General features: G+C 61.7%; 20 protein-coding genes. 4 read left to right on the forward strand and 16 right to left on the reverse strand.

From position 1 onward, the window contains the following. Positions 1-6 precede the first annotated feature (6 nt). The 8 genes from A7D21_RS22595 to A7D21_RS22630 all read right to left on the reverse strand — a co-directional run bounded on the left by A7D21_RS22595 (position 7) and on the right by A7D21_RS22630 (position 9,456). Positions 7-1,146: a hypothetical protein gene (locus A7D21_RS22595; protein ID WP_069552738.1), complete on the reverse strand. Its 1,140-nt coding sequence runs from the start codon at positions 1,144-1,146 to the stop codon at positions 7-9. After that, complete coding sequence (locus A7D21_RS22600; RefSeq protein ID WP_069552739.1) at positions 1,125-2,561, reverse strand: alkaline phosphatase family protein; 1,437 nt, start codon at positions 2,559-2,561, stop codon at positions 1,125-1,127. The genes A7D21_RS22595 and A7D21_RS22600 overlap by 22 nt, the downstream gene beginning before the upstream one ends. Next, positions 2,551-3,771 carry a metabolite traffic protein EboE gene (gene eboE / locus A7D21_RS22605; protein ID WP_069552740.1) on the reverse strand — a complete coding sequence of 407 codons (1,221 nt, stop codon included), beginning with the start codon at positions 3,769-3,771 and terminating at the stop codon, positions 2,551-2,553. Before eboE ends, A7D21_RS22600 begins: the two co-directional genes overlap by 11 nt. Beyond that, on the reverse strand, positions 3,768-4,652 hold the full coding sequence (locus tag A7D21_RS22610) for a TatD family hydrolase (protein WP_069552741.1): 885 nt from the start codon (positions 4,650-4,652) through the stop codon (positions 3,768-3,770). The genes eboE and A7D21_RS22610 overlap by 4 nt, the downstream gene beginning before the upstream one ends. 32 nt (positions 4,653-4,684) lie before the next feature. Beyond that, positions 4,685-5,368, reverse strand: a complete 684-nt coding sequence (locus A7D21_RS22615; protein ID WP_069552742.1) for an EboA domain-containing protein — start codon at positions 5,366-5,368, stop codon at positions 4,685-4,687. Continuing rightward, entirely contained in the window at positions 5,365-6,234 is an 870-nt protein-coding gene (locus tag A7D21_RS22620) for a UbiA family prenyltransferase (RefSeq protein ID WP_069552743.1), read from the reverse strand. Before A7D21_RS22620 ends, A7D21_RS22615 begins: the two co-directional genes overlap by 4 nt. Positions 6,235-6,239: 5 nt before the next feature. Beyond that, positions 6,240-8,105 (reverse strand): 3-dehydroquinate synthase, encoded by a 1,866-nt coding sequence (locus tag A7D21_RS22625; protein ID WP_069552744.1) that lies wholly within the window; start codon positions 8,103-8,105, stop codon positions 6,240-6,242. 412 nt (positions 8,106-8,517) lie between these two features. Next, on the reverse strand, positions 8,518-9,456 hold the full coding sequence (locus tag A7D21_RS22630; protein WP_053256691.1) for a LysR family transcriptional regulator: 939 nt from the start codon (positions 9,454-9,456) through the stop codon (positions 8,518-8,520). A gap of 109 nt (positions 9,457-9,565) precedes the next feature. Between A7D21_RS22630 and A7D21_RS22635 the strand changes: the two genes are divergently transcribed. Next, entirely contained in the window at positions 9,566-11,065 is a 1,500-nt protein-coding gene (locus tag A7D21_RS22635; RefSeq protein WP_069552745.1) for a CoA-acylating methylmalonate-semialdehyde dehydrogenase, read from the forward strand. A 210-nt stretch (positions 11,066-11,275) separates the two neighbouring features. Here the strand turns inward: A7D21_RS22635 and A7D21_RS22640 are convergent, their stop codons facing one another. Continuing rightward, entirely contained in the window at positions 11,276-11,578 is a 303-nt protein-coding gene (locus tag A7D21_RS22640) for a DUF6124 family protein (RefSeq protein ID WP_069552746.1), read from the reverse strand. Between the two features lie 517 nt (positions 11,579-12,095). Here A7D21_RS22640 and A7D21_RS22645 point away from each other — a divergent pair. After that, the gene (locus tag A7D21_RS22645; RefSeq protein WP_069552747.1) at positions 12,096-13,034 is read left to right on the forward strand and encodes a pectate lyase; all 939 of its coding nucleotides are present in this window, start codon (positions 12,096-12,098) and stop codon (positions 13,032-13,034) included. 252 nt (positions 13,035-13,286) lie between these two features. Next, a complete protein-coding gene (locus tag A7D21_RS22650; protein WP_053256688.1) occupies positions 13,287-14,534 on the forward strand; it encodes a glycoside hydrolase family 68 protein in 1,248 nt (415 codons plus the stop codon). A 53-nt stretch (positions 14,535-14,587) separates the two neighbouring features. Here A7D21_RS22650 and A7D21_RS22655 read toward each other — a convergent pair whose 3' ends face one another. From A7D21_RS22655 to xylA, 4 genes are all read right to left on the reverse strand, one after another. Next, positions 14,588-15,724 carry a sugar ABC transporter permease gene (locus A7D21_RS22655; protein ID WP_069552748.1) on the reverse strand — a complete coding sequence of 379 codons (1,137 nt, stop codon included), beginning with the start codon at positions 15,722-15,724 and terminating at the stop codon, positions 14,588-14,590. Further along, entirely contained in the window at positions 15,725-17,269 is a 1,545-nt protein-coding gene (gene xylG / locus A7D21_RS22660; protein ID WP_171902629.1) for a D-xylose ABC transporter ATP-binding protein, read from the reverse strand. A gap of 5 nt (positions 17,270-17,274) precedes the next feature. Next, positions 17,275-18,276, reverse strand: a complete 1,002-nt coding sequence (gene xylF, locus A7D21_RS22665; protein WP_053256685.1) for a D-xylose ABC transporter substrate-binding protein — start codon at positions 18,274-18,276, stop codon at positions 17,275-17,277. A gap of 101 nt (positions 18,277-18,377) precedes the next feature. Then, positions 18,378-19,694 carry a xylose isomerase gene (xylA, locus tag A7D21_RS22670; protein ID WP_069552749.1) on the reverse strand — a complete coding sequence of 439 codons (1,317 nt, stop codon included), beginning with the start codon at positions 19,692-19,694 and terminating at the stop codon, positions 18,378-18,380. 140 nt (positions 19,695-19,834) lie between these two features. Between xylA and A7D21_RS22675 the strand changes: the two genes are divergently transcribed. Next, positions 19,835-21,016, forward strand: a complete 1,182-nt coding sequence (locus A7D21_RS22675; protein ID WP_069552750.1) for a XylR family transcriptional regulator — start codon at positions 19,835-19,837, stop codon at positions 21,014-21,016. Between the two features lie 306 nt (positions 21,017-21,322). On the opposite strand, the gene A7D21_RS22680 is transcribed toward A7D21_RS22675, so the two are convergent. From A7D21_RS22680 to A7D21_RS22690, 3 genes are all read right to left on the reverse strand, one after another. Further along, positions 21,323-22,588 carry a carbohydrate porin gene (locus A7D21_RS22680; protein ID WP_069552751.1) on the reverse strand — a complete coding sequence of 422 codons (1,266 nt, stop codon included), beginning with the start codon at positions 22,586-22,588 and terminating at the stop codon, positions 21,323-21,325. 67 nt (positions 22,589-22,655) lie between these two features. Further along, on the reverse strand, positions 22,656-25,064 hold the full coding sequence (locus A7D21_RS22685; RefSeq protein ID WP_069552752.1) for a glucose/quinate/shikimate family membrane-bound PQQ-dependent dehydrogenase: 2,409 nt from the start codon (positions 25,062-25,064) through the stop codon (positions 22,656-22,658). Between the two features lie 379 nt (positions 25,065-25,443). Further along, positions 25,444-25,836, reverse strand: a 393-nt coding sequence (locus A7D21_RS22690) for a methyl-accepting chemotaxis protein (RefSeq protein WP_141718257.1), incomplete at its 5' end; no start/stop codon positions are given.

Genomic DNA, 25,836 nt, shown 5'->3' on the forward strand with positions numbered 1-25,836 from the left:
GGCTCCTTAGCGTTGCCACTGGGCGCGTTTGAGCGACCAGACAAAGTCCAGTTTGTGGTAGCCGACGAAGTCGGAGGCCGGCAGTTCAGCCGTGGGGTACACGATGCCGCCCTGTTGTTTGAGGGCGAAATTGAAGTAGCCTTTTTTCGCTGAATACGCGGCAGTGCTGTGGCAGGCGAAACACGAAGACTCGCTCTGGAACGCCGACTCCAGCTGGGAGTTGGCGAGCAACGTCGGCACGGTGTTGGACTGCACGCCGATCAGCTCGTACTGCGCCAGGGCCGGGAAGTTGGCCTGAAACGTCGTATTCACCGGCTGCGCCGCCTTTGTCGGCCCGGTGCTGTTGGTCATCGGCGTCGCCGGCGTCGCGTTGGTTACCGTGTACTTGCTGTTGTTGCGGTTTTCGAAGGTGGTCCACACCCAGTCGGGGTTCAGTTTGTTGATCACATGCAAACCGCTGAGCGCGGCGTAGCCGACCAGGTATTTACCGTCCTGCTGATAGTAGGCCTGGGCAATGTAGTAACCATCCTTGATCAGTTGCTGCTGATAGGTCGGGTTATTGCCGATCCACAGCCAGGCGGCCTTCAACTCCCAGGCGGTGGAGGGGAACGACAGGTCGCTGGTCAGCGCGGCCTGGCCATTCACGTTGTAGACGTTCTGCTGCACGATGTAGTTGAAGGTGTCCTGGCCCATCAACAGTTGGAAGCGTACCGGCTGGCCTTTTTGCGCCGCCGGCACCTGGCCGCCCATCTGCAGGATCAACCCATCCACTTGCTGCGTGGCATTCAGGTTGTGAAAGGTTCGGTTGAGGTTCATGCCCAGTTTTTGTGCCTGTGCAATCACCTCGATCGGTACGCGCTCGCGCTCGGCATACGGCAGGGGCTGAGCGCCATTGCTCAGGTAGACCTGATCCGAAGGCTTCATGGTCTCCCAGACCCGATCAGGACTTTGCGCGGAGACGTACTGGTTCAGGCAGGCAAACCAGTTCCAGGCGAGCGTGTCGCGGCTTTGCACGAAGGCCGCGCGGGTCTTGTCGAGGTTGCCTCCAAACTGCAGGAACTGGGTGCAGTCGAAAGGGGTGGCGTCTTGGGCATGGGCCAATCCGGCCAGTGCACTCAGGACAGTTATAGATAAGGCTCGCCGCATGGAAACTCCTTGGCTGTGGCCAGTTCGAGGTGGGGGCGCCCCAGGAAATGTTCCAGGAGCAGTTGCTTCACTGCCGTCGCCGCCAGGTGTTGCGGCAACGCCAGTGCGCAATTGGTGATCAGCAACGGGCCGGTCTGTGCACTGCTGGGTAAGCGACCGTGGCTGCCGCGTACCAGGGCGGTGTCCAGGGGTATGAGGTCCATGTAGTAGCGAAAGCCGAGCTTTTTTTGCAGCAGGCGGCGCGCCACTTTCAGTCTGGGGAAACGAATCGCCGGGTCGATAAACAGCTCGACCGGGTCGTAACCGGGCTTGCGGTGGATGTCCACGGTGCGCGCGAAATCCGGTGCTTTGCGATCGTCCAGCCAGTAGTAGTAATCGAACCAGAAACCGGCGGCGGCCACGGCCACCAACTCGCCGCTGCGCGGGTGGTCCAGCTGCCAGGCGCGTTGTTCGGCCTTGTCCAGCACCTGCTCGATGCCGGGCTGGCGTTGCAGCAAGGCCTTGACCCGCGGGATGTCCTGCGCCTGCTTCACGTAGACATGCGCGACCTGATGGTCGGCCACGGCAAACGCCGCGCTGGCGCCGGGGTCGAGCAATTCCCAGCTCAGGGACTGGCGCACCTGCAACAGGCCTTCGGCGCGCAATACACGGTTGATCGACAGCGACTGCTCGACGGCCTCAATGCCATATTCAGACAGCAGCATCACCGCCGCGCCTTGCGCTTGGGCGAAGGTCAGCAGGCGCCCCACTTGCATGTCGATGGCCCGCACTTCATCAGCAATCGACGGGTGATCGGGCCCCAGGCGCTGCAAGCTGTAATCGAGGTGCGGCAAGTAGATCAACTGCAGGTGGGGCCGGTTGATCTGGAACTCGGCCATCGCGCAATCGACGATCCAGCGGCTCGAAGCAATACCTGCCGCCGGGCCCCAGAACCCTGGAAACGGAAACTCGCCAATCTGCCGTTCGATCTGTTCGTGCAGCCCGGGCGGCGACGAATACAGGCCGAATTGTTTGCGACCATCCGCCGGGTAGTGCGGGCGCGGGGTGATTGCGGCGTCCACGTCGGCGTACATGTTGTACCACCAGAACAACTGGCTGCAGCGAAAGCCCGGAAGCTCACGCTTGAGCGTGTGCCAGACCTTTTCACCCTGGATCAGCGCATTGGGTTGCAGCCAGAAACGCACTTCGGCCTGGTCGCGAAAGTACCAGCCATTGCCGACGATGCCGTGCTGCGAGGGCGGTGCGCCGGTGAGGATCGAGGCCTGGACCGTTGAGGTGACGGCAGGGAACACCGGTTGCAAGTGGGCCATCTGGGCGGTCTTGAGCAGCGCATTGATGTGCGGCGTTGCCTCACCCAGCAGCGACGGCGTCAGCCCGACCACATTGATCAGCAGCAGCGGTTGCTCAGAGCACATGGGCGTAGGCCTCGTGCATCAGCGCGAGCAGCAGGTTGCGCTGGCGCAGTTGCTCCTCGACCCAGCGCAACTCGGCGGCGATCCCTTCCAGTTGCGCCCGCTCGGTGGTGGGCCGCAGTTGCGCAGGCAACACACCCCAGCTGTAGGTTTCCACTTCGAGCACCGGGCGGAAGTCGCCATGGGCCGCCAGGTAATCGAACGTCTGTGCCAACGCGGCCTGGCTGCCGCTGAGTTCAGGCAACAGCAAGTGTTCGCTGAACAGCGGGATATGGAAATGAATACGCAGTTCGCGCAACCCGTTGCAGTCAGCGAGCGCGGCCGGCAGGTCCGGCCAGCTGATGACGCGGCCGTAGGGGTCGAGGGCTTTTACCTGATGCAGGTAGGTGGTTTCGGCGAAGGTGCTCAGGGTGTTGAGCACGTGTTCGCGGCGCAGTGCGTCCTGAGTCGGCAGGCGGCAGATCATCGCGTTGGACAGCTGGATCTTGCCCACGGGCACCTGGGCTTGGCGCAGCCTGGCCAGCGATTGGTAGCAGTCCTCGAACATCACCGCCTGGTGGCACACGTCAAAACACAGGGCCAGGTAAGCATGGTTCGGGTCCAGGCGCTGCCGGCGCTGGAAGAACGCGATGGCCTGCGCGGTGTTCTCCAGCACGCAATCGGGCTCCATCTCCAGGCAGAACACGATCTGCTTGCCGGTTTCCCGGTGCAGGCTGGCGAGTGCGGCAGTGAGCTGGTTGAGGTGCTCGTCGGCGCGTGCCTGCATTGGCGCGGTCCACGTGGCGGCATAACCCAGCGGCACCGTGGAAATCACCCCTTGGTGGCAGTCGGCCGGCAAGGCCTGCGCAAGGATGCGCGCCAGGTTCAGGCTGTAGTCCAGCCGCTGCGGGTCGGCCCAGTTGGGTAGATACACCGCGGCTTTCACCGCGCCCTGATGGAATTCGCCATAGGGAAAACCGTTCAGCGACGTCAGGCGCAAGCCGGTGCGATCGAGCAACTCCAGAAATGGCGCGCACGCTGCAGCCTGTTGTAATTGCGCCGCCGCGTGAGCGCAGATCCACAAGCCGCTGTCCTGTTCGCGCAGCCCCCGCAGCTGTCGCACACCCTGAAAGTGCTGCTCGATAGAGGCGCGTAACCCGGCCAGGTCACGGGTCGGGTGCACATTGCTGCAATACCCGACCTGGGGCGCGGTCCAGCCGCTGCGGCGGCTCATTTAACCACCGGTTCCTGGCCGCGCAGGGCCGAGTTTTCCTGCCATTGCTTGCGTTGGTCGATGGGCAGCGGGGTGCTGACCAGGCCTTTGTCCAGCTGGCCGCTCTGGGCAAAAAAGTCCACTGGGTTGTGGAACAGCACCTGTTCTACCTGGGCTTCAGTAAAGCCCGCCGCCAACATTGCCTGGCCGGTCTTGGGCACCTTGAGCGGGTCGCTGATGCCCCAGTCGGCGGCGCTGTTGACCACCATTTTCTCGGTGCCGTATTCCTTGAGCAGGGCGACCATGCGCTGCTCCGACATCTTGGTGTTGGGGTAGATGGAATGGCCGCGCCAGCACTCGCTGTCCAGCACCAGCGGCAGGGTCAGTTCGTTGAGGTGGTCAATAATCACCAGGTGCTCGGCAATCCCCACCTCGCGGATGACCGCCAGTGTGCGTTTGGTGCCACCGATCTTGTCGCGGTGCGGCGTATGCACCAGCACCGGCAGGTTGAATTGTTTCGCCAGCTCAAGCTGCGCCGCGAGAAAGCGATCCTCTTCGGGGGTGATGTCGTCGTAGCCGATTTCGCCCACCGCCACCACGCCGTCCTTCACCAGATAACGCGGCAGGATTTCCAGCACTTCATTGGCGATCGACAGGTCATTCGCTTCTTTGGGGTTAAGGCCGATGGTGCAGAAGTGATGGATGCCGAACATGCTCGCGCGAAAGCGTTCCCAGCCCAGCAGCGTGTCGAAGTAGTCGACGAAACTGCCGACGCTGGTGCGCGCCTGGCCTTGCCAGAACGCCGGTTCGATAACCCCGGTGATCCCGGCGGCGGCCATGTTCTGGTAGTCGTCGGTGGTGCGGCTGACCATATGAATATGCGGATCGAAGTACTTGAGCATGGTGAATCCTCGTCAAGGGCAGGCGGTGTGCATCAATTCAAGTAGGCGTGCCATTCCGGCGGCAGGCGCAAGCCGCGCAGGCGTTGGTGTTGCGCCGGGCTGAGCAGGTCAAAGGCGATCACTCGGGGCAAACCTGGGGACACGCTGCGTGCGGCCGCCAGTTGTTCATCGAGCAGGTCGAGCGCCAGTTGGTTGAGGCTGACGCTGTGGTGCTGCGGCAGGCCGACCAGGCGCCCGATGTCGAGGCCCATGCCGAGTGCTTTCAACACCAACTGGTGAAAGGCGCGCTCCGGGTAATGCAGTGACGGGTAGGCCGTGTCGAGGGCGAGGGCGGCGAACACCTGCGGGTTGCTGGTGCGCCCGGCCTGCAACGCCAGTTCCAGGCACACCCCGTCACTGTCGAGCCAGTCGAGGGCGCCCAGCAGGGCGATTTTTTCCTGATCGTCGCCCCACAGGAACAGTTGGCGCAGCAGCGGCAAGTGTGCGTCCTGCGGGGTGTGTTCCAGCGCATGGGCCAACGCCAACGCACGTGCCAACGCGACGGCATGGCCGGGCAGATGACGCTTGCACTGGCCGCTCAACAGCGCCGCGGTGGTGGCGTCCGGTTGTTGCGCAAGCTGCGCCTGAGCCTGCTGCCACCACTGCAATTGGGGCGCCTGCAGTTGTTGGCGCAAGGCTTGGCGTTGTTCGGTGAGGCGATCCAGGCGCATGTTCATGTCGGCTTGATCCAACGCTGAAAGTGGGGGAGCAGGAAAAACACCAGCACACACAGCAGGCTGCCCAACGGCTGGTTGGCCACGGCCAGCACCAGCGCGTCAAACAGTGGCAAGGCGGCCAGGCCCGCCCCGATAAACGCACGCACCTTGCGCTGTTGCGGGTGGGCCAGGTACGTCCAGTAGTGCCAGCCCAACCACCCCAGCCAGAGCAGCAGCACCGGCCAGAACCACACGTTGTTGGCGTAGATCGCCAAGGCCAGCGGGCTCAGCATCAACAGCAACGGCAGGCGGCTGATCAGTTGGTTGCGGTGCTCCTGACGGGCCAGGTAGGTCAAACCGCTGATGTACACCCCGAGCAGGATCGCGCACAGCCAGATCGGCTCCGGCGGCACGGCCAGGCTGGCGGCCGCCGTGAGGTACAGCGCCGAGCGGCAGGCGCCCATCAGCCAGACGCTGTGCGCGTATTTCTTGTGCAGCAGGTTGTAGCCGAAGATGCAGCCCACCAGCAGCACCACGCTGCCGAGCAGCCAGTGCGGCTCGGCGATCAGCCGGCTCAGGCCCAGCACTGCCGCCGCCGCGAGGATCAGCAGCAGCGCCGTGGCCAGGCCCACCTGCTGACGGCTGGCCAGGCCCAGGGTGATCGGCCGCGGGTTGTGGTGTTGCTGGTCCCAGTCGGCGTCCAGCAAGTCGTTCAGCAGCATGCCGGCCAGGTACAGCAACGACAGCGTGATCAACAGCAGCACCCACACCAGTGACGACGGCGGTGCCATTGCCCCGGCACTGCTGGCGAGCAGGGCGGCGGCCAGGGTGTTGGTCCACACCGTGGGCAGGTTGGACACCCGGCCAAGGGTCATCCAGGTTTTCATCGGGCTCATTGCGCGTAACCCTCGCCCAGGGGCACTACCGCATCGCTGCGGGTCGACAGCCGTAGCAGCGCCGCTTGCATTTTCGCGCCGTCGATTTCATGCAGGTCCACCGACTGGCCGATGCGGTTGAGCATCGGGATCGACAGCTGCCCGCCCAAATGCTGGCGAAACTCCTCCAGGCCGAGCAACAGCGGTGAGCGGCCCTGCGCATCCTGCAAGCTCAGCTCCGGTGGGCACAAGTTGAACCCCAGCTTGCGCAATAGGCTCATGACCCGTTGCGTGTCGACGTCGCTCAACAGCCCGAGTGCATTGGCATACAGCCCGTCCAAGGCCATGCCCACCGCAACGGCTTCGCCATGGCGCAACCGGTGGTGGCTGAGGTTCTCCAGTTTGTGTGCAGCCCAGTGTCCGTAATCCAGGGGCCGGCCGTTGCCACGTTCGAAGGGGTCGCCGGCGCCGGTGATGTGCCCAAGGTGCAGCTCGGCGCAACGGCGAATCGCGTAGCGGCTTGCCGCGTGGTCGAAGTGGGCGAGGGCGTCGGCGTGGCGTTCCATCCACTCGAAGAATGCCGGGTCCTTGATCAGCGCGACTTTCACCGCTTCGGCCAGCCCGGCGATCTGGTCGCGGCGGGTCAGGCTGGTCAGCAACTGGAAGTCATTGATCACCGCCGTGGCGGGGTAGAAGGCGCCCAGCAGGTTCTTCTGGCCGAAGGCATTGATGCCGTTTTTCACGCCGATGCCGGCGTCGTTCTGGGCCAGCACGGTGCTGGGAATACGGATCAGGCGAATGCCCCGGTGGAACGTGGCGCAGGCGTAGCCCACCGCATCCAGCACCGCGCCACCGCCCAGGGCCAGCACGTAGCAATGCCGGTCGAGGCCGTGTTGCAGCATGTCGGTGTACAGCTGCTCCAACACCTGTGAGGTTTTGCTCAGTTCACCGGCCGGTACTGCGAGGGGCGCGGTTTGCAAATGCAGGTCGGCATGGGCGGCGAAATAGGCGTCGATCTGTTCGCGCAACTGCGGCGCGCTGTGCAGCAGTTGCTCATCGGCGAACACCATCACCGTCACCGGGGCGTGGTGTTGCGCGGTGAGCACGCGGTGCAGGCAAGGGTTGCGCGGTTCGAACAGGTGGTCGGTGAAGATCACCGGGTAGTCGTAACTGACCTCGAACCGCCCGCGCAGGGGCGGCTCCACACCGGGCTTGCGCTTGAGCAGGCTGTAGCCGGCAACAAACACCACCGGCAATACCATGCTGGCGAGAAGGGTCACCAGTAGCGCGTTCTGTTCGATCAGGAACGTGCCGATGGCCGTGTAGGCCAGCGCGAGACCGGCATTGGCCAAGGTGGTAATCAGCAAAAACGCCCGCAGCGGATAGCGTTGCATCCCGGCGGCCACCACCGAGGTTTCCGCCAACACCGGCACACCGCGCAGGCAGATCAACGACAGCGTGCCCAGCCGATACCCCAACTGCCCAGGCGAGCGTTGATGCAAGCCGAGGCGCCCGGCCAACAGCCGAAAATAGCCGGCGCCCAACGCATACCCCAGCCCGGCGCCGAGGCACAGGCCGATAACAATCACCAGGTAACCACCGACGCTGCCGAGCACTGCCACTGCCAGCAATGCGACCATGCTGGAAGGCACCGGCAGCACCACGTCGAGGGCGAGCAGGGCGATCAGCAGCAGTGCAAGGTTCAGCGTCTGTGCAGGCGTGGAAGGCTGGTATAGGTTCAGATGAACCAGGAAGTCTTCAATCTGTTGTTCAAACAGCAGAAAGCTGGCAATCACCAGTGCCGAAAAGCACAACAATGACAGCCAAAAATGTTCGGCTGGCCCCTTTTTCGAAAACGCACGATACCACCGGCTGCGCTTCATCAAAGCATCCCTTTTGAGTGTTAAGACTTAAGTTCCGTGTCAGTGTCTGGGGCTGTTTTTAGAGCAATAAACTCCCTCGCCTGGTGGGCTGGCTTTAGGCGTAATGGCTGATGGCTTTCACGTTATTCATGAACTTAGCCGGTTGTGGTTGTTTTGCAAGTTTGCGAATCAAGGAGTTTTAAGCGGGGGTTTTAACGAGGCTGGTTTAACGCAAAATGTGCAGTTTTTACAATTAGTTGTATGGCTTTTTGTGGGGCGTCAAAAACGCGCTGGCGACAGCGTGTAGACGTATCAAGTTGATGACAACGCCTGGGTGTTCGTTAGGTGGGTTATTGCCGTTGGCTATAAGTCGTTTATTAATATCGGGTTGTTGAGAATGACTCCGCTTAATCCGTATGAATAGATGTAAGGCTCACCCGGTAAACCTGAAGCCGCCTGACAACTTATCTTTTAGATAGCTCACTAACGTACTCACCGACTTCGGTACATGGGGAGAGTACGGCCGAATCAAGTAAATCTCATCGGCAAATGCGCCTTTGAGTGTCCACCCCTTGAGTACCTGTACCAACTTGCCGCTGGTGAGCGCGGCATGCGCGCTGAAATCCGGGAGCAGGGCGATGCCCAAGTGGTTGAGCGCCGAATCACGCAACGCTTCGCTGTTGTTGGTGGAAAAACTCCCGGAGATCGGCACCGTGACGCGTTCGACCGTTTTGCCGCCGCGTTCGAATGTCCACGCGGGATGGTCGGCGCCCCGTGGGTAATAGAGGCAGTTGTGTGCCGTGAGATCGCCGGGCTCGCGCGGTTCTCCGTGGTGTTGCAGGTAGTCCTGTGTAGCGACCAGGACCGAGGTGGTGTCGCACAACTTCCACGCCACATGGGTTTCCGGCACCTGGAAGCCGTGCCGCACGGCCAGGTCGTAACCTTCGGCCGCCAGTGAACTCAAGGCGTCGGACACATCCAACTGGATACGCACCTGGGGGTACTGCTGCAAAAACGCCGGCAGGTGCGGCACCAGTTGCTGCCGTGCAAATGCCACCGGCGCGGTGAGGCGCACCAGCCCGCGGATCTCCCCGGCCGAGTCGCGCACCGAAGAGAAACTGCGCGCAATGTGTTCATAGGCGCTGCGCACTTCGCGGGTCAACGACAGCCCGGCATCGGTCAGCCGTACGCTGCGCGTGGTGCGGGTGACCAACCGCGTGCCGGTGGCCTTTTCCAGGTCCGAGATGCGCTGGCTGACGGCGGATTTACTCACCCCCAGGCGTGCGGCGGCAGCGGTGTAGGTGCCGTGTTCTTCCAGCACCGACAGCCAATGAATGTGGGTCCACAACCCTTCGATCTCTGCTTTTTCCATGTGGCTATTGTTCGCCTGTGAGGACAATCAGTTCTGGATTCTGCTCTGGTTTGGAACAAACCGAAAGCCTATCGTGTGTTCCAACGTTACCGACCAAGGGGCCACGGCCATGACTGCAACGATCGAACACTACATCAACGATGAGCGCGTGAGCCGCGATGATCGCTATCAGGACGTCTACAACCCGGCCACCGGTGACGTGACCGCCCGCGTCGCCCTGGCCAGCCGCCAGACCGTGGGCGAAGCCGTCGCTGCCGCCCAGGCCGCGTTCGCCGGCTGGGCTGACACACCGCCGATCCGCCGTGCCCGCGTACTGTTCGAGTACCTGCACCTGTTGCGTGAACGCAAGGACGACCTGGCGCGCATCATTGTTGCCGAACACGGCAAGGTCTTCACCGACGCCCAGGGCGAGGTGGACCGTGGCATCGACATCCTTGAATTCGCCTGCGGCATTCCCAACCTGCTCAAGGGCGAACATTCCGACCAGGTGTCCCGTGGCATGGACAACTGGACCCTGCGCCAGCCCTTGGGGGTGGTGGCCGGCGTTACGCCGTTCAACTTCCCGGTGATGGTGCCGATGTGGATGTACCCGATCGCCATCGCGGCGGGTAACACCTTCATCCTCAAGCCAAGCCCGACTGACCCAAGTGCCTCGCTGTTCATGGCCGAGCTGCTGCGCGAAGCCGGCCTGCCCAAAGGTGTGTTCAACGTGGTGCAGGGCGACAAGGAGGCGGTGGACGCGCTGATCGAACACCCCGACGTCAGGGCCGTGAGCTTTGTCGGCTCCACGCCGATTGCGCAATACATCTACGAAACCGGCGCCCGCCACGGCAAGCGCGTCCAAGGCCTGGGCGGCGCCAAAAACCACATGGTGGTGATGCCCGACGCAGACATCGAAAAAACCGTCGACGCGCTGATGGGGGCCGCGTACGGCAGTGCCGGCGAACGTTGCATGGCCATCTCCGTAGCCGTGCTGGTCGGCGATGTGGGTGACAAAGTCATCGCCGCCCTGACCGAGCGCGCCAAGCAACTGCGCATCACCGACGGCCGCGACTTGAAGGCCGAGATGGGCCCGATCGTCTCGCGTGCTGCGCTGCAACGCATTAGCGGCTATATCGAACAAGGCGTGCAAGCCGGCGCGCAATTGCTGCTCGACGGGCGCGACTATGTGCCCAGCGAACCCGGCCTGCAGAATGGCTTCTGGCTCGGCGCCACCTTGTTCGACCACGTGACAAAAGACATGAGCATCTACCGCGAAGAAATCTTCGGCCCGGTGCTGGCCTGTGCGCGCGTGGATGACTTTGCCGAAGCGATCAAGCTGGTCAACGACCACGAATTCGGCAACGGCGTCAGCTGCTTTACCCGCGACGGCAACATCGCCCGCGAATTTGCACGGCGTATCGAAGTGGGCATGGTCGGCATCAACGTGCCGATCCCGGTGCCGATGGCCTGGCACGGCTTTGGCGGCTGGAAGAAGAGTTTGTTCGGCGACATGCATGCCTACGGCACTGAAGGCGTGCGCTTCTACACCAAGCAGAAGTCGATCATGCAGCGCTGGTCGGAGAGCATCGAGCAGGGCGCGGAGTTTGCGATGCCGGTGTCCAAATAACCCAAGAACGCTGTAGACCAACTGTGGGAGCGGGCTTGACCGAGTGTTGCCGTTGGATCAGCGCCAACGCCAAACCGGCAGCCGCCACCATCACTTCAGCCTGACGCTAAACCAACTGTGGGAGCGGGCTTGCTCGCGAATGCGGCGTATCAGTCAACATATGTAGCGACTGGCACCCTGCATTCGCGCGCAAGCCCGCTCCCACATTTTTTACCGCGTTTCAGGTTTCAGGCATTTGATCGAGCGATCCACCGTGGTCTTGGCCATCTCCAGCAAATGCCACACCGCCAGAATCTTCGCCCGCTCGGGGCTGACCAGCATCTCACTGCAATTGAGCGTGGTGGCCGAAGCGCTGTCGAGCAAGCTGGCGGTGTAGAGCAGGGCGTCTTCGAAGCTCAAGTCTTCGATAACGTTGGGAACACCGTGGGTGGGCAGGTAATGGTCGATGGCGCGGTTGAACGCGGCACGCGCTTTGGCTGAGCTGAGGGGGGGATCGGGGACGGCTTTATTCATGGTGTAACTCCTCGTGTAAATAAGGAGCCAACACCTGTCGCGACTAAACGATGGGTGGCGGCTGTACGCAGGTTAGTCGACCGGCCACAAGGTAAATCCGGCGCACCCGAAGGTGCCCTGCGCACAGCCACCATAAAACTTCATGTGACCATGCGCCTTGTGCCATCCGAGCGACTAAACCCGATCACTGATGAGCAGTGACGGAGCGCAGACTAGCCATCGATTCCAACAGGCGCAAGGCGGCACGGATTGTCTAGGAAACGTCCTGCAATTAAAAGCGAAGCGCCTTGCTGGCCTTTTAAAAACCAGCAAAAAAGGCGATTTCCTACTCATTGGGTGTGATCGCGTGTTGACGGCGTACTCAATGTCCAATACTGTATATAAACACAGTGTTCAAGCGCTGATCAGCCAACCTCGGCATCACCCGCCACGTCAAACACTGTGTGCAAGTTAACGGATTAACTTGAATGCGCGGGCTCGCACCGTCGAGCCGCTTTTTATGAAAGAGAGGGATCTCATGTCGTATCCAGAAAGCAAGCTCACCGGCTTGACCGGTTTCGCCCTTGCGGCAAAAGTCACCGGTGGCTGGGCGGGCCAGGTGGTCAGTATCACCACGCTGGACCAACTCAAAGCCAATATTGGCGACACCACCCCGCGGGTGCTGGTGATCAACAGCAATATCTCGGCGGCAAGCCTGACCAAAGTGAACATGGGGGCTAACAAGACCCTGATCGGCTCCTTCCAGAACCGCACGCTGGAGAACATCCACCTGCGTTCCACGGCGCAGTCGCAGAATATTATTCTGCAAAACATTATCTTCAAGCATTCGGCAAGTATTAAGGCCAATGACGATATCCAGGTGTACCTGAACTACGGCAGTCAATACTGGATCGACCATTGCTCTTTTGTCGGCCACAGCTGGTCCACCACGGACGGCAGTGAAGATAAACTGGTGTATATCGGTGAAAAGGCCGACTACGCGACCATCAGCAACTGCTTTTTTGGTAACCACAAGTACGGCTTGATCTTCGGCCACCCGGCCGATGACAACAACCCCGCGTTCAACGGTTACCCGCGCCTTACCCTGTGCCATAACCGCTTCGACAACATGGAAGTGCGCGCGCCGGGTTTGATGCGTTACGGTTATTTCCACGTATATAACAACTACGTGAACAACTTCCACTTGGGTTTTACCCTGGCGCAGAACGCCAATATCCTTTCTGAAAGTAATTACTTCGGCGAGGGCAGCCAGAATAACGGCATGTTGGACGATAAAGGCACTGGCACGTTCACCGACACCAACAGTGTGCCCGCCATCACCAACCAGAAGTCGCCTGATGCCAAGTGGACAGCGCGTTCCAACTATAACTACACCTTGAAAACCGCGGCTCAGGCCAAGGAATTCACGCAAAAGCACGCGGGCGCTCAGGCGGTAGCGCTGGTGTTTGGTAGTTGAGTAGCTCACTTTCTATTGATCAGGTTGTTCATGCGCAGTGCCACTGTTTTTATATCAAGGATATCAATACAGTGATGGCACTTGTGGCTTAAATAATTCTTCATGTTGTGATCGATAGGCGTACATGTTAAACCTTGTTTCGCACTTATTGAGCGCATAACCGCTCGCTCTTTTCAGCTGGCATCAAGTTGCCGGCTGTGAGTGTTATTTAATCTTCGCTTGTCACTAAAGCGTCAGTAAAAGGACATCATCATGAAACATGCGAATCACACACCCACGCGTTGGACTCGGGCCGATGCGCTTAAAGTTAATGAAAATGACCCGACGACCACACAGCCGTTAGTGAGTCCTGACTTTCCTGTCATGAGTGACACCGTGTTTATTTGGGACACCATGCCATTGCGTGAATTGGATGGCACGGTGGTATCGGTCGATGGTTGGTCGGTTATCTTCACCTTGACTGCAGACCGTCGCCCGCATGATCCACAATTTATCAACGCCGATGGCCGTTACGACATCAAGCGTGATTGGGAAGACCGCCACGGCCATGCGCGCATTTGCTACTGGTACTCACGCACCGGCAAGGACTGGGTCTTCGGCGGCCGCGTGATGGCCGAAGGGGTTTCGCCGACTACCCGTGAATGGGCAGGCACACCGATCCTGATCAACAACCACGGCGATATCGACCTGTATTACACCTGCGTAACCCCGGGGGCCACCATTGCCAAGGTCAGGGGCCGGGTGGTCACCTCCGACAGCGGCGTTACCCTTGAGGGCTTTACTGAAGTCAAACCGCTGTTCGAGGCCGACGGCACGTATTACCAGACCGAAGCGCAGAACGCGACGTGGAACTTTCGCGACCCCAGCCCGTTTATCGACCCCAACGACGGCAAGTTGTACATGGTGTTTGAAGGCAATGTCGCGGGTGAACGCGGCACTCACGCGGTGGGCCCGGATGAACTCGGTCTGGTGCCGCCTGGCCATGAAGATGTCGGCGGTGCGCGGTATCAGGTCGGTTGCATTGGCATCGCCGTGGCCAAGGACCTCAGCGGTGAAGAATGGGAAATCCTGCCGCCACTGGTGACGGCGGTTGGCGTGAACGATCAAACCGAACGCCCGCATTACGTGTTCCAGGACAACCAGTACTACCTGTTCACCATCAGTCATAAGTTCACCTACGCGGACGGCGTGACGGGGCCGGATGGCGTCTACGGTTTTGTGAGCGAGCATCTGTTTGGCCCCTATACGCCGATGAATGGCTCGGGGTTGGTGCTTGGCAACCCACCGTCGCAGCCGTTCCAGACGTATTCCCATTGCGTGATGCCCAATGGCCTGGTGACGTCGTTTATCGACAGCGTGCCCACCACCGGCGACGACTACCGCATCGGCGGCACTGAGGCGCCCACCGTGAGGATTGTATTGAAGGGTGACCGTTCGTTTGTGCAGGAGGCCTACGACTACGGTTACATCCCGCCAATGCGTGATGTGGTGCTGAGTTAATCGACCCGCCAATAAGAAGCCACTCATTCGAGTGGCTTTTTTATTGCGCTGAGTCAGCGCCGCCCGGCCCGGGTACTCACATCGACCCACACCGCCAGCACCAGAATGCTGCCTTTCACAATCATCTGCCAGTAACTGTCCACGTCCAGCATCGACATCCCATTGTCCAGGCTGGTAATCACCAACGCCCCAAGTAACGCGCCATACACCGTGCCGGAGCCGCCGCGCATGGAGGTGCCGCCGATAAAGCAGGCGGCGATGGCGTCGAGTTCGCCCATGTTGCCCGCCGAGGGCGAACCGGCGGCGAGGCGGGCGGTGTTGACCATGCCGGCGAGGGCGCACATCACGCCCATGATGCCGAAGATCCACAGCTTTACCGCCTGCACATTGATACCGGACAGGCGCGTGGCCTCCATGTTGCTGCCCACCGCATACACGCGGCGGCCGAACACGGTCTGGCTGGTGACGTAACTGAACACGCCGAGCAGCACCAGCAACAGCAGCACTGGCACCGGAATACCGTCGTAGCTGTTGAGGGTGGTGACGAAGCCCGCCAGCACGGCGCCGATCATTGCCACGCGCAATAGGTCGCGCACCAGGGCGTGGGCGGCCAGGCCATGCAGCGCGCGGTTGCGCCGTTGTTTCCAGGTCAGGAACAGCGTCAAGGCGAAGAGCAACACGCCGAGCCCCACGCCGACGTTGTGCGGCAGATACCCTTGGCCCACATACACCAGCGACGGCGACACGGGCGCAATGGTGGTGCCGCCGGTGATGCCCAGCAGGATGCCGCGAAACGCCAGCATGCCGCCCAGGCCGACAATGAATGAGGGTATGCGCAGGTAGGCGGTCATGTAGCCGTTGGCCAGGCCGATCATCAAGCCGCACAGCGCCACCAGGCTCAGGTTGGCCAGCAGCGGCAGGTGATAGACCACGTCCAGAATCGCCGCCAGGCCGCCCAACAACCCGAGCAACGAGCCCACCGACAAATCGATCTCGCCGCTGATGATCACCAGCACCATGCCGCACGCCAGAATCCCGGTGATGGACATCTGCCGCAGCAGGTTGGAGAGGTTGCGCGGCGTCACAAAGCCGCCGTCGGTCTGCCAGCTGAAAAACAGCCAGATGATCGCCACGGCAATCACCAGGGCGAGCATTTTGTAGCGGGTAAAAAGCTGTTTGACCTGATTCATCTACGCGGTCTTCCGAGGGTTATTGTGTTGGCTGAGCGCGGCGGCGAGCACCTGTTCCTGGGTCAGGCCCTGGTTGACGAAGTCACCGCGCAACTGACCTTCACCGATCACCAGCACGCGGTTGGACACGCCGAGCACTTCGGCCAGTTCCGAGGACACCATGATGATCGACACGCCCTCGGCAGCCAGTGCGCCCATCAGCTTGTAGATCTCATATTTGGCGCCTACGTCGACCCCGCGTGTCGGCTCATCGAGGATCAGTACACGCGGCTTGGCCATGAGCATTTTCGCCAGCACGGCCTTTTGCTGATTGCCGCCGGACAGGCTGGTGATCGGCAAGAACGGGCTGGCGGTCTTGAGGTGCATGCGCGCGATTTGCTGGTCGATGCTGCCCAGTTCGGCCTCGGCGTCGATGCGGGTCAGGTGTGCGTAGCGGTCGAGCACCGCCAGGGTGATGTTCTGGCCCACCCCGAAGTCGGGAATGATGCCTTGGCGCTTGCGGTCCTCGGGCACCATGCACAGCCCGGCGCGAATCGATTTGAGCGGCGTGCGCGTGTCGATCAGTTGGCCGTCCAGCCACACCTCGCAGGTGTGGCGGCCGGGGTAGGCACCGAACAGTGCCGATACCAGCTCCGTGCGCCCGGCACCCACCAGCCCGGCAATGCCGAGGATTTCGCCGCGCTTGAGCACGAAGGAAATAGCGTCGACGCGCTTGCGCTTGGGGTTGTCGACGTCATAGCAGGTGACGTTGCGCGCCTCGAAAATCACCTCGCCCACCTCGTGGGGCTCGGTGGGGTAGAGGTTGCTCATTTCGCGCCCGACCATTTGCGTGATGATCTGCGGGATATCCATATCGGCCATGGCGGTGGTCGCAATGTGTTGACCATCGCGGATCACCGCGATGGTGTCGCACACCGCCGCGACTTCATCGAGCTTGTGGGAAATGTACACGCACGCCACGCCCTTGGCCTTGAGGCCTCGGATGATGTCGAGCAGCACCTCGATTTCCGAGCGGGTCAGGGCCGAGGAGGGCTCGTCGAGAATCAACAGGCGCGCCTGTTTGTTCAAGGCCTTGGCGATTTCCACCAGTTGCTGGTAGCCGCCGCCGTACTGTGAAACCGGCAGCGCCACGTTCATGTCCGGCACCTTGAGTTCGCGCATTAACGCTTCGGCGCGCTGCAGCATCGCCGGGTAGTTCATGCGCCCGCCGGGCAGGGTCAGTTCGTGGCCCATAAAGATGTTTTCGGCCACCGACAGGTCCGGCACCAGGGTCAGTTCCTGGTGAATAATGACGATGCCCGCGGCCTCGGTTTCGCTGATCGACTGGGCCTTGAGTGGCTGCCCGTCCCAGAGGATTTCACCGTCCCAGGTGCCATAGGGGTAAACCGCTGACAGCACCTTCATCAATGTGGATTTGCCCGCACCGTTTTCACCGCACAGGCCGACACATTCCCCCGGCCTTACCTTGATATCGATGCCGTTCAGCGCCTTGACACCGCCAAAGGTTTTGACGATGCCGTTCATTTGCAGCAAGTAGTCGGCCATGGCGGTCACTGCCCGGCAATCTGCTCTTTGGTATAGAACCCGTCTTTCTCCAGCAGATCGATATTGGCCTTGGTCAACGGCGTAGGCGTGAGCAGGATGGTGTCGACCTTCTTGCTGCCGTTGTCGTATTGCGAGCTGTAGGTGGGTTTCTCATTGCGCGCCAGCTGCACCGAGAGTTTCGCCGCTTCCGAGGCAATCAGTTTCAGTGGCTTGTAAACGGTCATGGTCTGGGTGCCGTCGATCACGCGCTTGACGGCGGCGAGGTCGGCGTCCTGGCCGGAAATCGGCACTTTGCCCGCGAGTTTCTGCGCGGCCAGGGCCTGGATCGCGCCGCCGGCGGTCGCGTCGTTGGAGGCGACGATGGCGTCGATTTTGTTGTTGTTTCGGGTCAGGGCGTTTTCGACGATGCTCAAGGCTTCGGTGGGGTTCCATTCCTTGACCCACTGCTGGCCGACAACCTTGATGTCGCCCTTGTCGATGGCCGGTTGCAGCACTTTCATCTGGCCTTCACGCAGCACCTTGGCGTTGTTGTCGGTGGGCGCGCCGCCGAGCAGGAAGTAGTTGCCTTTGGGCGCCGCTTGCAGCACGCCGTTGGCCTGCATCTCGCCGACTTTTTCGTTATCGAAGGAAATGTAGGCGTCGATATCGGCGTTGAGGATCAGGCGGTCATAGGACACCACCTTGATGCCGGCCTTCTTGGCTTCGGCGACGGCGTTGGTCAGCACGGTGGCGTTGAACGGCACGATAACGATCACATCGACGCCTCGGGAGATGAGGTTTTCGATCTGCGAGATTTGCTTCTGTTCATTGGCATCTGCCGACTGTACGAACACCTTGGCGTCGAGTTTTTCGGCGGCGGCGACGAAGTAATCACGGTCACGTGACCAGCGTTCCAGGCGCAAGTCGTCAATCGAGAAACCGATTTTGGGATGGGCGGAATCGGCCATCACCGGCAGGGCGAGCAGGGCCAGGGCAGTGGCGAGCAGGGTACGTTTGAATGCTTTCATGGTGGTGCGTCCTTTTATTGTTGTTGGAAAGACACAGCGTGATGCGGGTAGAACTGTAGAGCGTCTCTCGACGCCCTGGGCACAGATTTGTCGTGCAAATGTCACCGATAGATAAACCGGTTGACCACACCTTCGAGCATCTCCTGACGGCCACTCACAGCCTGCGGGTTCAGCTCATGGGCAAACGCGTGCTCGGCCAGCGACGCCAGGCTGAACTCGCCGGCCAAGACCGCCTGGCCCAGTGGCTGGTTCCAACCGGCATAACGCTGGTCCTTGAACTGCTGCAGCCGGTCGTTCTGCACCATCGCCGCTGCGCGCTCCAGCGCCAGCGCCAGCACGTCCATGGCGGCGACGTGGCCGTGGAACAGGTCGACATCGTCCAGGCTCTGGCGGCGTACTTTGGAATCGAAATTGTAGCCGCCGTTCTTGAACCCACCGGCCTTGAGGATTTCATAGGTGGCCAGGGTCATCTCTTCGACACTGTTGGGGAACTGGTCGGTGTCCCAGCCGTTCTGCGGGTCGCCACGGTTGGCGTCGATACTGCCGAAAATCCCCAGGGACACGGCGGTGGCAATTTCATGGTGAAAACTGTGCCCGGCCAGGGTCGCGTGGTTGGCCTCGATATTCACTTTGATCTCGTGTTCCAGGCCGTACTCGTGCAGGAAACCGAACACCGTGGCGCTGTCGTAATCGTATTGGTGTTTGGTCGGCTCCTGGGGCTTGGGCTCAATCAACAGGTCGCCTTTGAAACCGATCTTGTGCTTGTGCTCCACCACCATGCGCATAAAGCGTCCGAGCTGTTCGCGCTCGCGTTTCAGGTCCGTGTTCAGCAGGGTTTCGTAGCCCTCGCGGCCGCCCCACAGCACATAGTTGGCACCCTTGAGCCGCAGCGTGGCGTTCATCGCGCTGAACACCTGCGCGGCGGCGTAGGCAAACACCTCCGGGTCCGGGTTGCTGGCCGCGCCGGCGGCAAAGCGCGGGTTGCTGAAGCAGTTGGCGGTGCCCCACAGCAATTGGATGCCGGTCTGTTCCTGGTGGCGCTCCAGGTGGTCGACCATTTGCGCAAAATGGTTGCGGTATTCCTTGAGCGAGCTGCCTTCGGGGGCGACGTCCGTGTCGTGGAAGCTGTAGTAATCAATGCCCAGTTTGGAGAAAAACTCGAACGCCGCTTCCGCCTTGCCGATGGCCAGTTCCAGCGGGTCGCCGCTGCGCTGCCAGGGGCGCTTGAAGGTGCCTACGCCAAACATATCCGCGCCCGGCCACACAAAGGTGTGCCAATAGCAGGCGGCCATGCGCAGGTGCTCGCGCATGGGTTTGCCGAGGATGATTTTGTTGGCGTCATAGTGGCGAAAGGCGAGGGCAGCGTCGCTGTCGGGGCCTTCGAAGCGAACCTTCTCGACACCGGGGAAGTACGGCATGGTGATTTCCTTATTGTTCTTGGCGGTGACTCGATACTAGCAACGGCATCGGGCCTGCCGATTATGAAAATCACCAAGGTGTGGTGCGATTTTGAGTAGAGAGGTCTAGGCTGTGACGACCGGCTTTAAGGATAAAAACAATGAAAACCCTTCCGCCTGTTCACCGCATTGCCCTGCTGTTCAATGGCAGCAAGATTTACGACCGCGGCATCATTACCGGCATCGGTAATTACCTGAGCAGCACGCGCGTGTCGTGGGATCTGTTCCTTGAGGAGGACTTTTTGTGTCGCCTCAAAGGCATCGAACGCTGGCAGGGCGACGGCATCATTGCCGACTTCGACGACCCGCTGATCGGCGAGGCGCTGGCCGACATCAAGCTCCCCGTGGTGGCCGTGGGCGGCTCCTATCAGGATGCGCGCGCTTACCCCACGGGCATTCCCTATGTCGCCACTGACAACCATGCGTTGATGCGGATGGCGTACGAGCATTTGATCGAGGCCGGCTTGAGCCGCTTCGCCTGCTTCAGCCTGCCGCAAGCCCAGGCCAATCGCTGGGCCCAGGAACGCGAGAATGCCTTCCGCAGCTTGTTGCAACGTGATGGCCTGCACGTCGAGGTCTATCGCGGCCTGGGCACCAGCGCGCCGTTGTGGGACAGCGCCGTGGAGCAACAGATTGCCTGGCTGCACAGTTTGCCCAAGCCCATCGGCATCATCGCCGTCACCGACGCCCGTGCGCGGCAACTGCTGCAAGCCTGCCTCACCGCCGGCATCGCGGTGCCGGAACAAGTGGCGTTGATTGGCATCGACAATGACCCGCTGACCCGCACGCTGACGCGGGTGCCGTTGAGCTCAGTCATCCAGGGCACCGAGACCATGGGCCGCACTGCGGCCGCGCTGCTGCACCAGATGCTGCACGGCAAACCCTGCGCGGGCACGCAGATTCTGGTGCCACCGGATGCGATCAATGTGCAGGCGTCCAGCTTGCATCAACCGTTGGGCAACCCGTACGTGATGCAGGCGCTGTTGTTCATCCGCCAATACGCCTGCCAGGGCATCAAGACCGCCCAGGTGGCGGCCTATGTCGGTGTGTCGCGCTCCTCCCTCGAATCACACTTTCGCAAGGCGCGTGGCTGCAGCGTGCACGATGAGATCCTGCGCTTCAAACTCGCGGCCGCCGCCAAGGGCCTGGAAAATCAGACCCTGGCGATTGCCGAGGTGGCGACACGGTGTGGCTTTAAATCGGCGCAGTACCTGCACACCGTGTTTCGGCGGGAGTTTGGCTGTACGCCGCGTGAGTACCAGCATGGCGCAATTACACCGTAGAACAACTGTGGGAGCTGGCTAAGATCGTTCCCACGTGCCACGTGGGAATGCATCCCGTGACGCGCCGCGTCACACTTGCGCAGGTGGCGGGACGCGGAGCGCCACATGAGGCATTCCCACGCAGAGCGTGGGAACGATCCTGGAACACCTGGCGCTGATAAGATCGTTCCCACGTTCCACGTGGGAATGCATCCCGTGACGCTCCGCGTCACACTTGCGCAGGTGGCGGGACGCGGAGCGTCCCATGAGGCATTCCCATGCAGAGCGTGGGAACGATCCTCAACAGGGTTGACCGTGTTCGGGCCTTTAGAATAAGGCTTTGACCTGCAAACCCAGCACCAGCGCGTTATCGATGTTCTCACCGGAAAACGCCCCCGGCTCGATGATGTATTGCACATCCGGGCGCAACGTCAGCCACGGCGTGGCCTGGTAGCCGTAACTGAGTTCGATCAGCTGCTCGGCGTTGTTCAGGTTCGGGTACTCCGTGCCCGCGTTGAACGCGGCCAACGCCTGCACATCGCGGCTGCGCGGGTTCGGCACCGCGCGGCCATAACCCAGGGCAACGGTGTCGCGCGGGCGGCCTTCAAACGGCTTGTACAGCACCACGCCTGCGCCATACCACTTGCTGAACTGCGAGGCGGCTTCGCTGGCGGCCGAGTATTGGCCGAAGGCATGCAGCGTGCGACCGGCCGATGAGCGGGAGGCCCACACCGCCTGGTCAATCAGCAGGTAGTGGCCGCCGCGACCGCTCACGGTTTTGTTGCTGCCGATGCGTTTGACGTCGGAGCTGTCGTAGTAGTAACCCAGCTTGTATTCACCCGGCAGCGAGCCCGCATGTTTGTAGACCAGCTCGATCGGTACCACCGTGCCGGTGGTGCGTTTGGGGTCCAGGCGCCAGGCGCGGCTGGAGTTGCCGTTACTGTCCGGGTCGACATTGAACGCCGCCACGCGCAGTTGCCAGTTTGGCGAAAAGTCGTATTTCACCCGCGCACCCAGGCGCGCATTCGGGTAGTTGGTCCAGCCGCTGCCACCCGACATGTTCAGCGGGTGGCCGCAGAAACCGGCGTTCATGAAGTTGCACAAAATGCCGCTGTCGAGGCCGCCGAGGTCATTGCCCATCGCCATGTAACCGAGCTTGATGTTCAGCGCGGGGGTGAACAGTGTGCGTTCGTAGCTCAACTCCGTGAGACGGGTGTAGAGGCCACCGTAGTTTTCCTGGATCGGCAGGCGGTTGCCCACCAGGTCTTCGGAGGCGCTGTTGCCGCGCCGGTCGTTGATGGTCAGCTGGATGCGGTCGCCGTTGGTCAAGCCGTAGAGCTTGCCCAGGTCCAATTGCACACCCAGCTTGATGTTTTGTGAGTAGCGCGCCGCACGGTGCAGGCCGCCGTCGGCGTTATAGGCGGTCTCGCCGCTGTAGTCGCCGGTGAAGCGGATGCCTTGCGCGTCGAGTTCACGGCGCAGGCCGCCCCAGTCGCCGGTCAGGGTGGTGTCGTCGGCTTGAGCGGGCAGGGCGGCAGCAAAGGCCAGGCCCAGCACCAGGCGCCCAATCGGTCGTTGAGAAGTGGAGGTCATGCAGGATTTTCCAAACGGCATGTAGTCGCAACGCGCGGTGCGGGAGCACCGCGCGAACAGAGGGTGGTTACGGCAGGGCGTAGGCGATCACGTAGTCGCCACGGTCAGTGGACTGGCGTGCGCCGCCGGCAGTGATGACGATGTATTGCTTACCGGTTTTCGGCGAAACGTAGGTCATCGGGCCGCCCTGGCTGCCGACGGGCAGGCGGGCTTTCCACACTTCATCACCGTTGCCGCTGTTGAAGGCGCGCAGGTAGAAGTCCTGGGTGCCGGCGATAAAGATCAGGCCGCCCTGAGTCGACAGTGTGCCGCCGAGGGTCGGCAGGCCAACCTTGATCGGCAGGTGCATGCGGATACCCAGTGGGCCGGTGTCTTCAACGGTGCCGACCGGCACTTGCCAGGCGATCTGCTGGGTCTTCATGTCGATGGCGGTCAGGGTGCCGAACGGCGGCGCCTGGCACGGAATGCCGGCCACCGACAGGAAGCGGTTTTTGTTCACCGCGTAAGGCGTGCCCTTGAGCGGTACGGCGCCCATGCCGGTGTTCAGGGCTTCGCCACCGGACGCGGCCTGGGCCTTGTTCTGCGACGGGATCATCTGGATCCACAGGCCCAGGCGCATGTCGTTGACGAAGATAAAGCCGTGCACCGGGTCGGTGGAGATGCTGCCCCAGTTCATGCCGCCCAGGGAGCCCGGAAAGCTCAGCGATTTATCCGTGCCCGGCGCGGTGTACAGGCCGTCGTAGCGCATGCCTTTGAAGTCGATACGGCACAGCAACTGGTCGTACGGCGTGGCGCCCCACATGTCCGATTCGCGCAGCGTCTGTGCGCCGATCTGCGGCATGCCGACCGATTTTGGCTGGGTCAGCGAGTAAGGCTCATTGGGAATGTTCGCGGCCTTGACCGGGACTTCCTTGACGTCGGTCAGCGGCTTGCCGGTGGCGCGGTCGAGCACATAAATCTGCCCGGCCTTGGTGCCGATCACCACGGCCGGTACAGGCTTGTTGCTGCCCGGTGGGGTGAAGTCGATCAGGCTCGGCTGCATCGGCAGGTCGAAGTCCCACAGGTCGTTGTGGACAGTCTGGTACACCCACTTTTCTGCGCCGGTGGAGGCGTCCAGGGCCAGCACCGAGGCGCCGTACTTGTGGTTGAGCTGGGTGCGTTCCACGCCATAGATGTCGGTGGAGGAGCTGCCCATTGGCAGGAACACCGTGTTCATCAGCGGGTCGTAAGACATCGGCGCCCAGCTGTTCGGTGTGCTGCGCACATAGGTACTGCCGGCCGCTGGGGCCTGCTTGTCTTCGGGGTTGCCTGGGTCGAACGCCCAGCGCATTTGCCCGCTGATCACGTCGAAACCACGGATCACGCCGCCCGGCATGTCGGTTTGCACGTTATCGGCGACACGCCCGCCGACCACCACGGTGGTGCCGGCGATCAACGGTGCCGAGGACAGTTGGTAGTAGCTGTCCGGTACCGCGCCCAGGCCGGCTTTCAGGTCCACTTGGCCGTGGGAACCGAAGTCTTCGCAGAATTTACCGGTGTCGGCATCCACGGCGATCAGGCGTGCATCGATGGTGTTGGTCAGCAAACGGCGCTGGCATTGCGCACCGGCCGGGACGCTGGCGGCAATGATCGGCGAGCTGTTCGGTTGGGTCGGCTGGGCGATCGGCGCGGTGGCATCGAAATAGGCCATGCCACGGCAACGCTGCCATACCGCCGACTTGGCGTTGACCTCGTTCTTCCACAGCTCTTTGCCGGTATCGGCGTCCAGCGCGATCAGGTTGTTATGCGGTGTGCAGATGAACACCTTGTTGCCGATCTGCAGGGGCGTCAGTTGGTCTTCGGCACCGTTGCCGTCGCTGATGGCCACGTCGCCGGTGTGGTAGGTCCACGCCACCTTGAGCTTATTGACGGTGTCGCGGTTGATCTGGTCCAGCGCCGCAAAACGGCTGCCGCCTTCGGTATTGCCGTAGTGCGCCCAATCTTTTTGCGCGTCAGCTGCGGCGACCGGCGTGATGCCAGGGCCGGCGCCGGTTGGGGCGACGCTTGGGTGAGCGACGAACATATTGCCCGCCGCAACCGCCACGCCGACGGCCATCACGGCAGCGATGCCATACGCACCGCGTGCAGGCCGGCCAACCAGCAGCGGATACATCAGCGCCACCACCAGGCCGATCACCGCAAACATGAACAGCCGCGAGAACAGCGGCCAGAACACCAGCCCCACATCCGCCACCGCCCATACGGCCGTGCCGACCAAGAAGGCTGCGAATAGCCACGCGCCGGCCGGTTTGCGCTGCGCAATCATCAGGCCGGACACCGCCATGGCCACGCCACCGACGAGGAAGTACCAGGAACCGCCCAGGCTGACCAGCTTGGCGCCGCCAACGGCCAGGGCCACGCCGAGCAAGGCGATGACCACGCCCAGGCCCAGCAGGAGATATCGTGAGGCGCCAGCGGCGCGGGATGCTCGTTTCATGTCGACAGGACTCAACGGTGAGTGACTAAAGGTCGAATGTTAGCAAGATAAGTAACTGGTTAGTACATTCTGTCCTGTAATAGTCTTTTACAGGCTTGAGGGGGATCGGCGGTCTGCGGCGTCATGCCGCAGACGCGTCGCTGGAACGCAGCCAGGCCGGTCATGTGCGCGGGCGGCGGGCTGACCTCATTCGGTCGGTGTGCAGGGCGCCTGCGGGGGGAGGGATGCGCCAGGCATCGAGCAACCGTCACTCGTGAGGCGACGCCTTAAAGGACAGTCGCCATGCCTGTTAAACCAACGCGCCATACGGCAATAGTCACGCGCTCATCGGCATCGCGACGCTGCGCTTTGCCTGTGGCGATTGCCGTGGCCCACTTTTCTAGAACTTGAAGCGCCCCACCAACCCCTTGAGCTGACCGGAAATGTCGGTCAAGCGGCCCGAGCCGGTCTGTGCCGAGTGGGCAAAGCCTTCCACCAACTGCGCATCGGCATGGATCTGCGCGATGTGCCGGTTGATTTCTTCGGCCACCTGATGCTGCTCTTCAGCGGCCGTGGCGATCTGGGTGTTCTGATCGCGAATCGAGTCCACCGAGCCACGGATCTTGTCGAAGCTGTCGCGGGCTTGCTGGATGCGCTCCACGCTGGTGTGCGACACCAGCAGGCTCCCCTGCATCTGCTGGGTAACTTCCTGAGTGCGGCGGGCGAGGTTGCCCAGCAGGCTGTCGATCTCGCCGGTGGAGTCGGCGGTGCGCCGGGCCAGGGCGCGCACCTC

Source organism: Pseudomonas sp. AP19 (genome assembly GCF_001728855.1).
In the GTDB taxonomy this organism is placed as follows: Bacteria; Pseudomonadota; Gammaproteobacteria; order Pseudomonadales; family Pseudomonadaceae; genus Aquipseudomonas; species Aquipseudomonas fluorescens.

Excerpts from the sequence above, each read along its gene's own strand:
- A7D21_RS22595 (WP_069552738.1), bottom strand. The coding sequence starts at position 1,146 with ATGCGGCGAGCCTTATCTATAACTGTCCTGAGTGCACTGGCCGGATTG.
- A7D21_RS22600 (WP_069552739.1), bottom strand. The coding sequence starts at position 2,561 with ATGTGCTCTGAGCAACCGCTGCTGCTGATCAATGTGGTCGGGCTGACG.
- eboE (WP_069552740.1), bottom strand. The coding sequence starts at position 3,771 with ATGAGCCGCCGCAGCGGCTGGACCGCGCCCCAGGTCGGGTATTGCAGC.
- A7D21_RS22610 (WP_069552741.1), bottom strand. The coding sequence starts at position 4,652 with ATGCTCAAGTACTTCGATCCGCATATTCATATGGTCAGCCGCACCACC.
- A7D21_RS22615 (WP_069552742.1), bottom strand. The coding sequence starts at position 5,368 with ATGAACATGCGCCTGGATCGCCTCACCGAACAACGCCAAGCCTTGCGC.
- A7D21_RS22620 (WP_069552743.1), bottom strand. The coding sequence starts at position 6,234 with ATGAAAACCTGGATGACCCTTGGCCGGGTGTCCAACCTGCCCACGGTG.
- A7D21_RS22625 (WP_069552744.1), bottom strand. The coding sequence starts at position 8,105 with ATGAAGCGCAGCCGGTGGTATCGTGCGTTTTCGAAAAAGGGGCCAGCC.
- A7D21_RS22630 (WP_053256691.1), bottom strand. The coding sequence starts at position 9,456 with ATGGAAAAAGCAGAGATCGAAGGGTTGTGGACCCACATTCATTGGCTG.
- A7D21_RS22635 (WP_069552745.1), top strand. The coding sequence starts at position 9,566 with ATGACTGCAACGATCGAACACTACATCAACGATGAGCGCGTGAGCCGC.
- A7D21_RS22640 (WP_069552746.1), bottom strand. The coding sequence starts at position 11,578 with ATGAATAAAGCCGTCCCCGATCCCCCCCTCAGCTCAGCCAAAGCGCGT.
- A7D21_RS22645 (WP_069552747.1), top strand. The coding sequence starts at position 12,096 with ATGTCGTATCCAGAAAGCAAGCTCACCGGCTTGACCGGTTTCGCCCTT.
- A7D21_RS22650 (WP_053256688.1), top strand. The coding sequence starts at position 13,287 with ATGAAACATGCGAATCACACACCCACGCGTTGGACTCGGGCCGATGCG.
- A7D21_RS22655 (WP_069552748.1), bottom strand. The coding sequence starts at position 15,724 with ATGAATCAGGTCAAACAGCTTTTTACCCGCTACAAAATGCTCGCCCTG.
- xylG (WP_171902629.1), bottom strand. The coding sequence starts at position 17,269 with ATGGCCGACTACTTGCTGCAAATGAACGGCATCGTCAAAACCTTTGGC.
- xylF (WP_053256685.1), bottom strand. The coding sequence starts at position 18,276 with ATGAAAGCATTCAAACGTACCCTGCTCGCCACTGCCCTGGCCCTGCTC.
- xylA (WP_069552749.1), bottom strand. The coding sequence starts at position 19,694 with ATGCCGTACTTCCCCGGTGTCGAGAAGGTTCGCTTCGAAGGCCCCGAC.
- A7D21_RS22675 (WP_069552750.1), top strand. The coding sequence starts at position 19,835 with ATGAAAACCCTTCCGCCTGTTCACCGCATTGCCCTGCTGTTCAATGGC.
- A7D21_RS22680 (WP_069552751.1), bottom strand. The coding sequence starts at position 22,588 with ATGACCTCCACTTCTCAACGACCGATTGGGCGCCTGGTGCTGGGCCTG.
- A7D21_RS22685 (WP_069552752.1), bottom strand. The coding sequence starts at position 25,064 with ATGAAACGAGCATCCCGCGCCGCTGGCGCCTCACGATATCTCCTGCTG.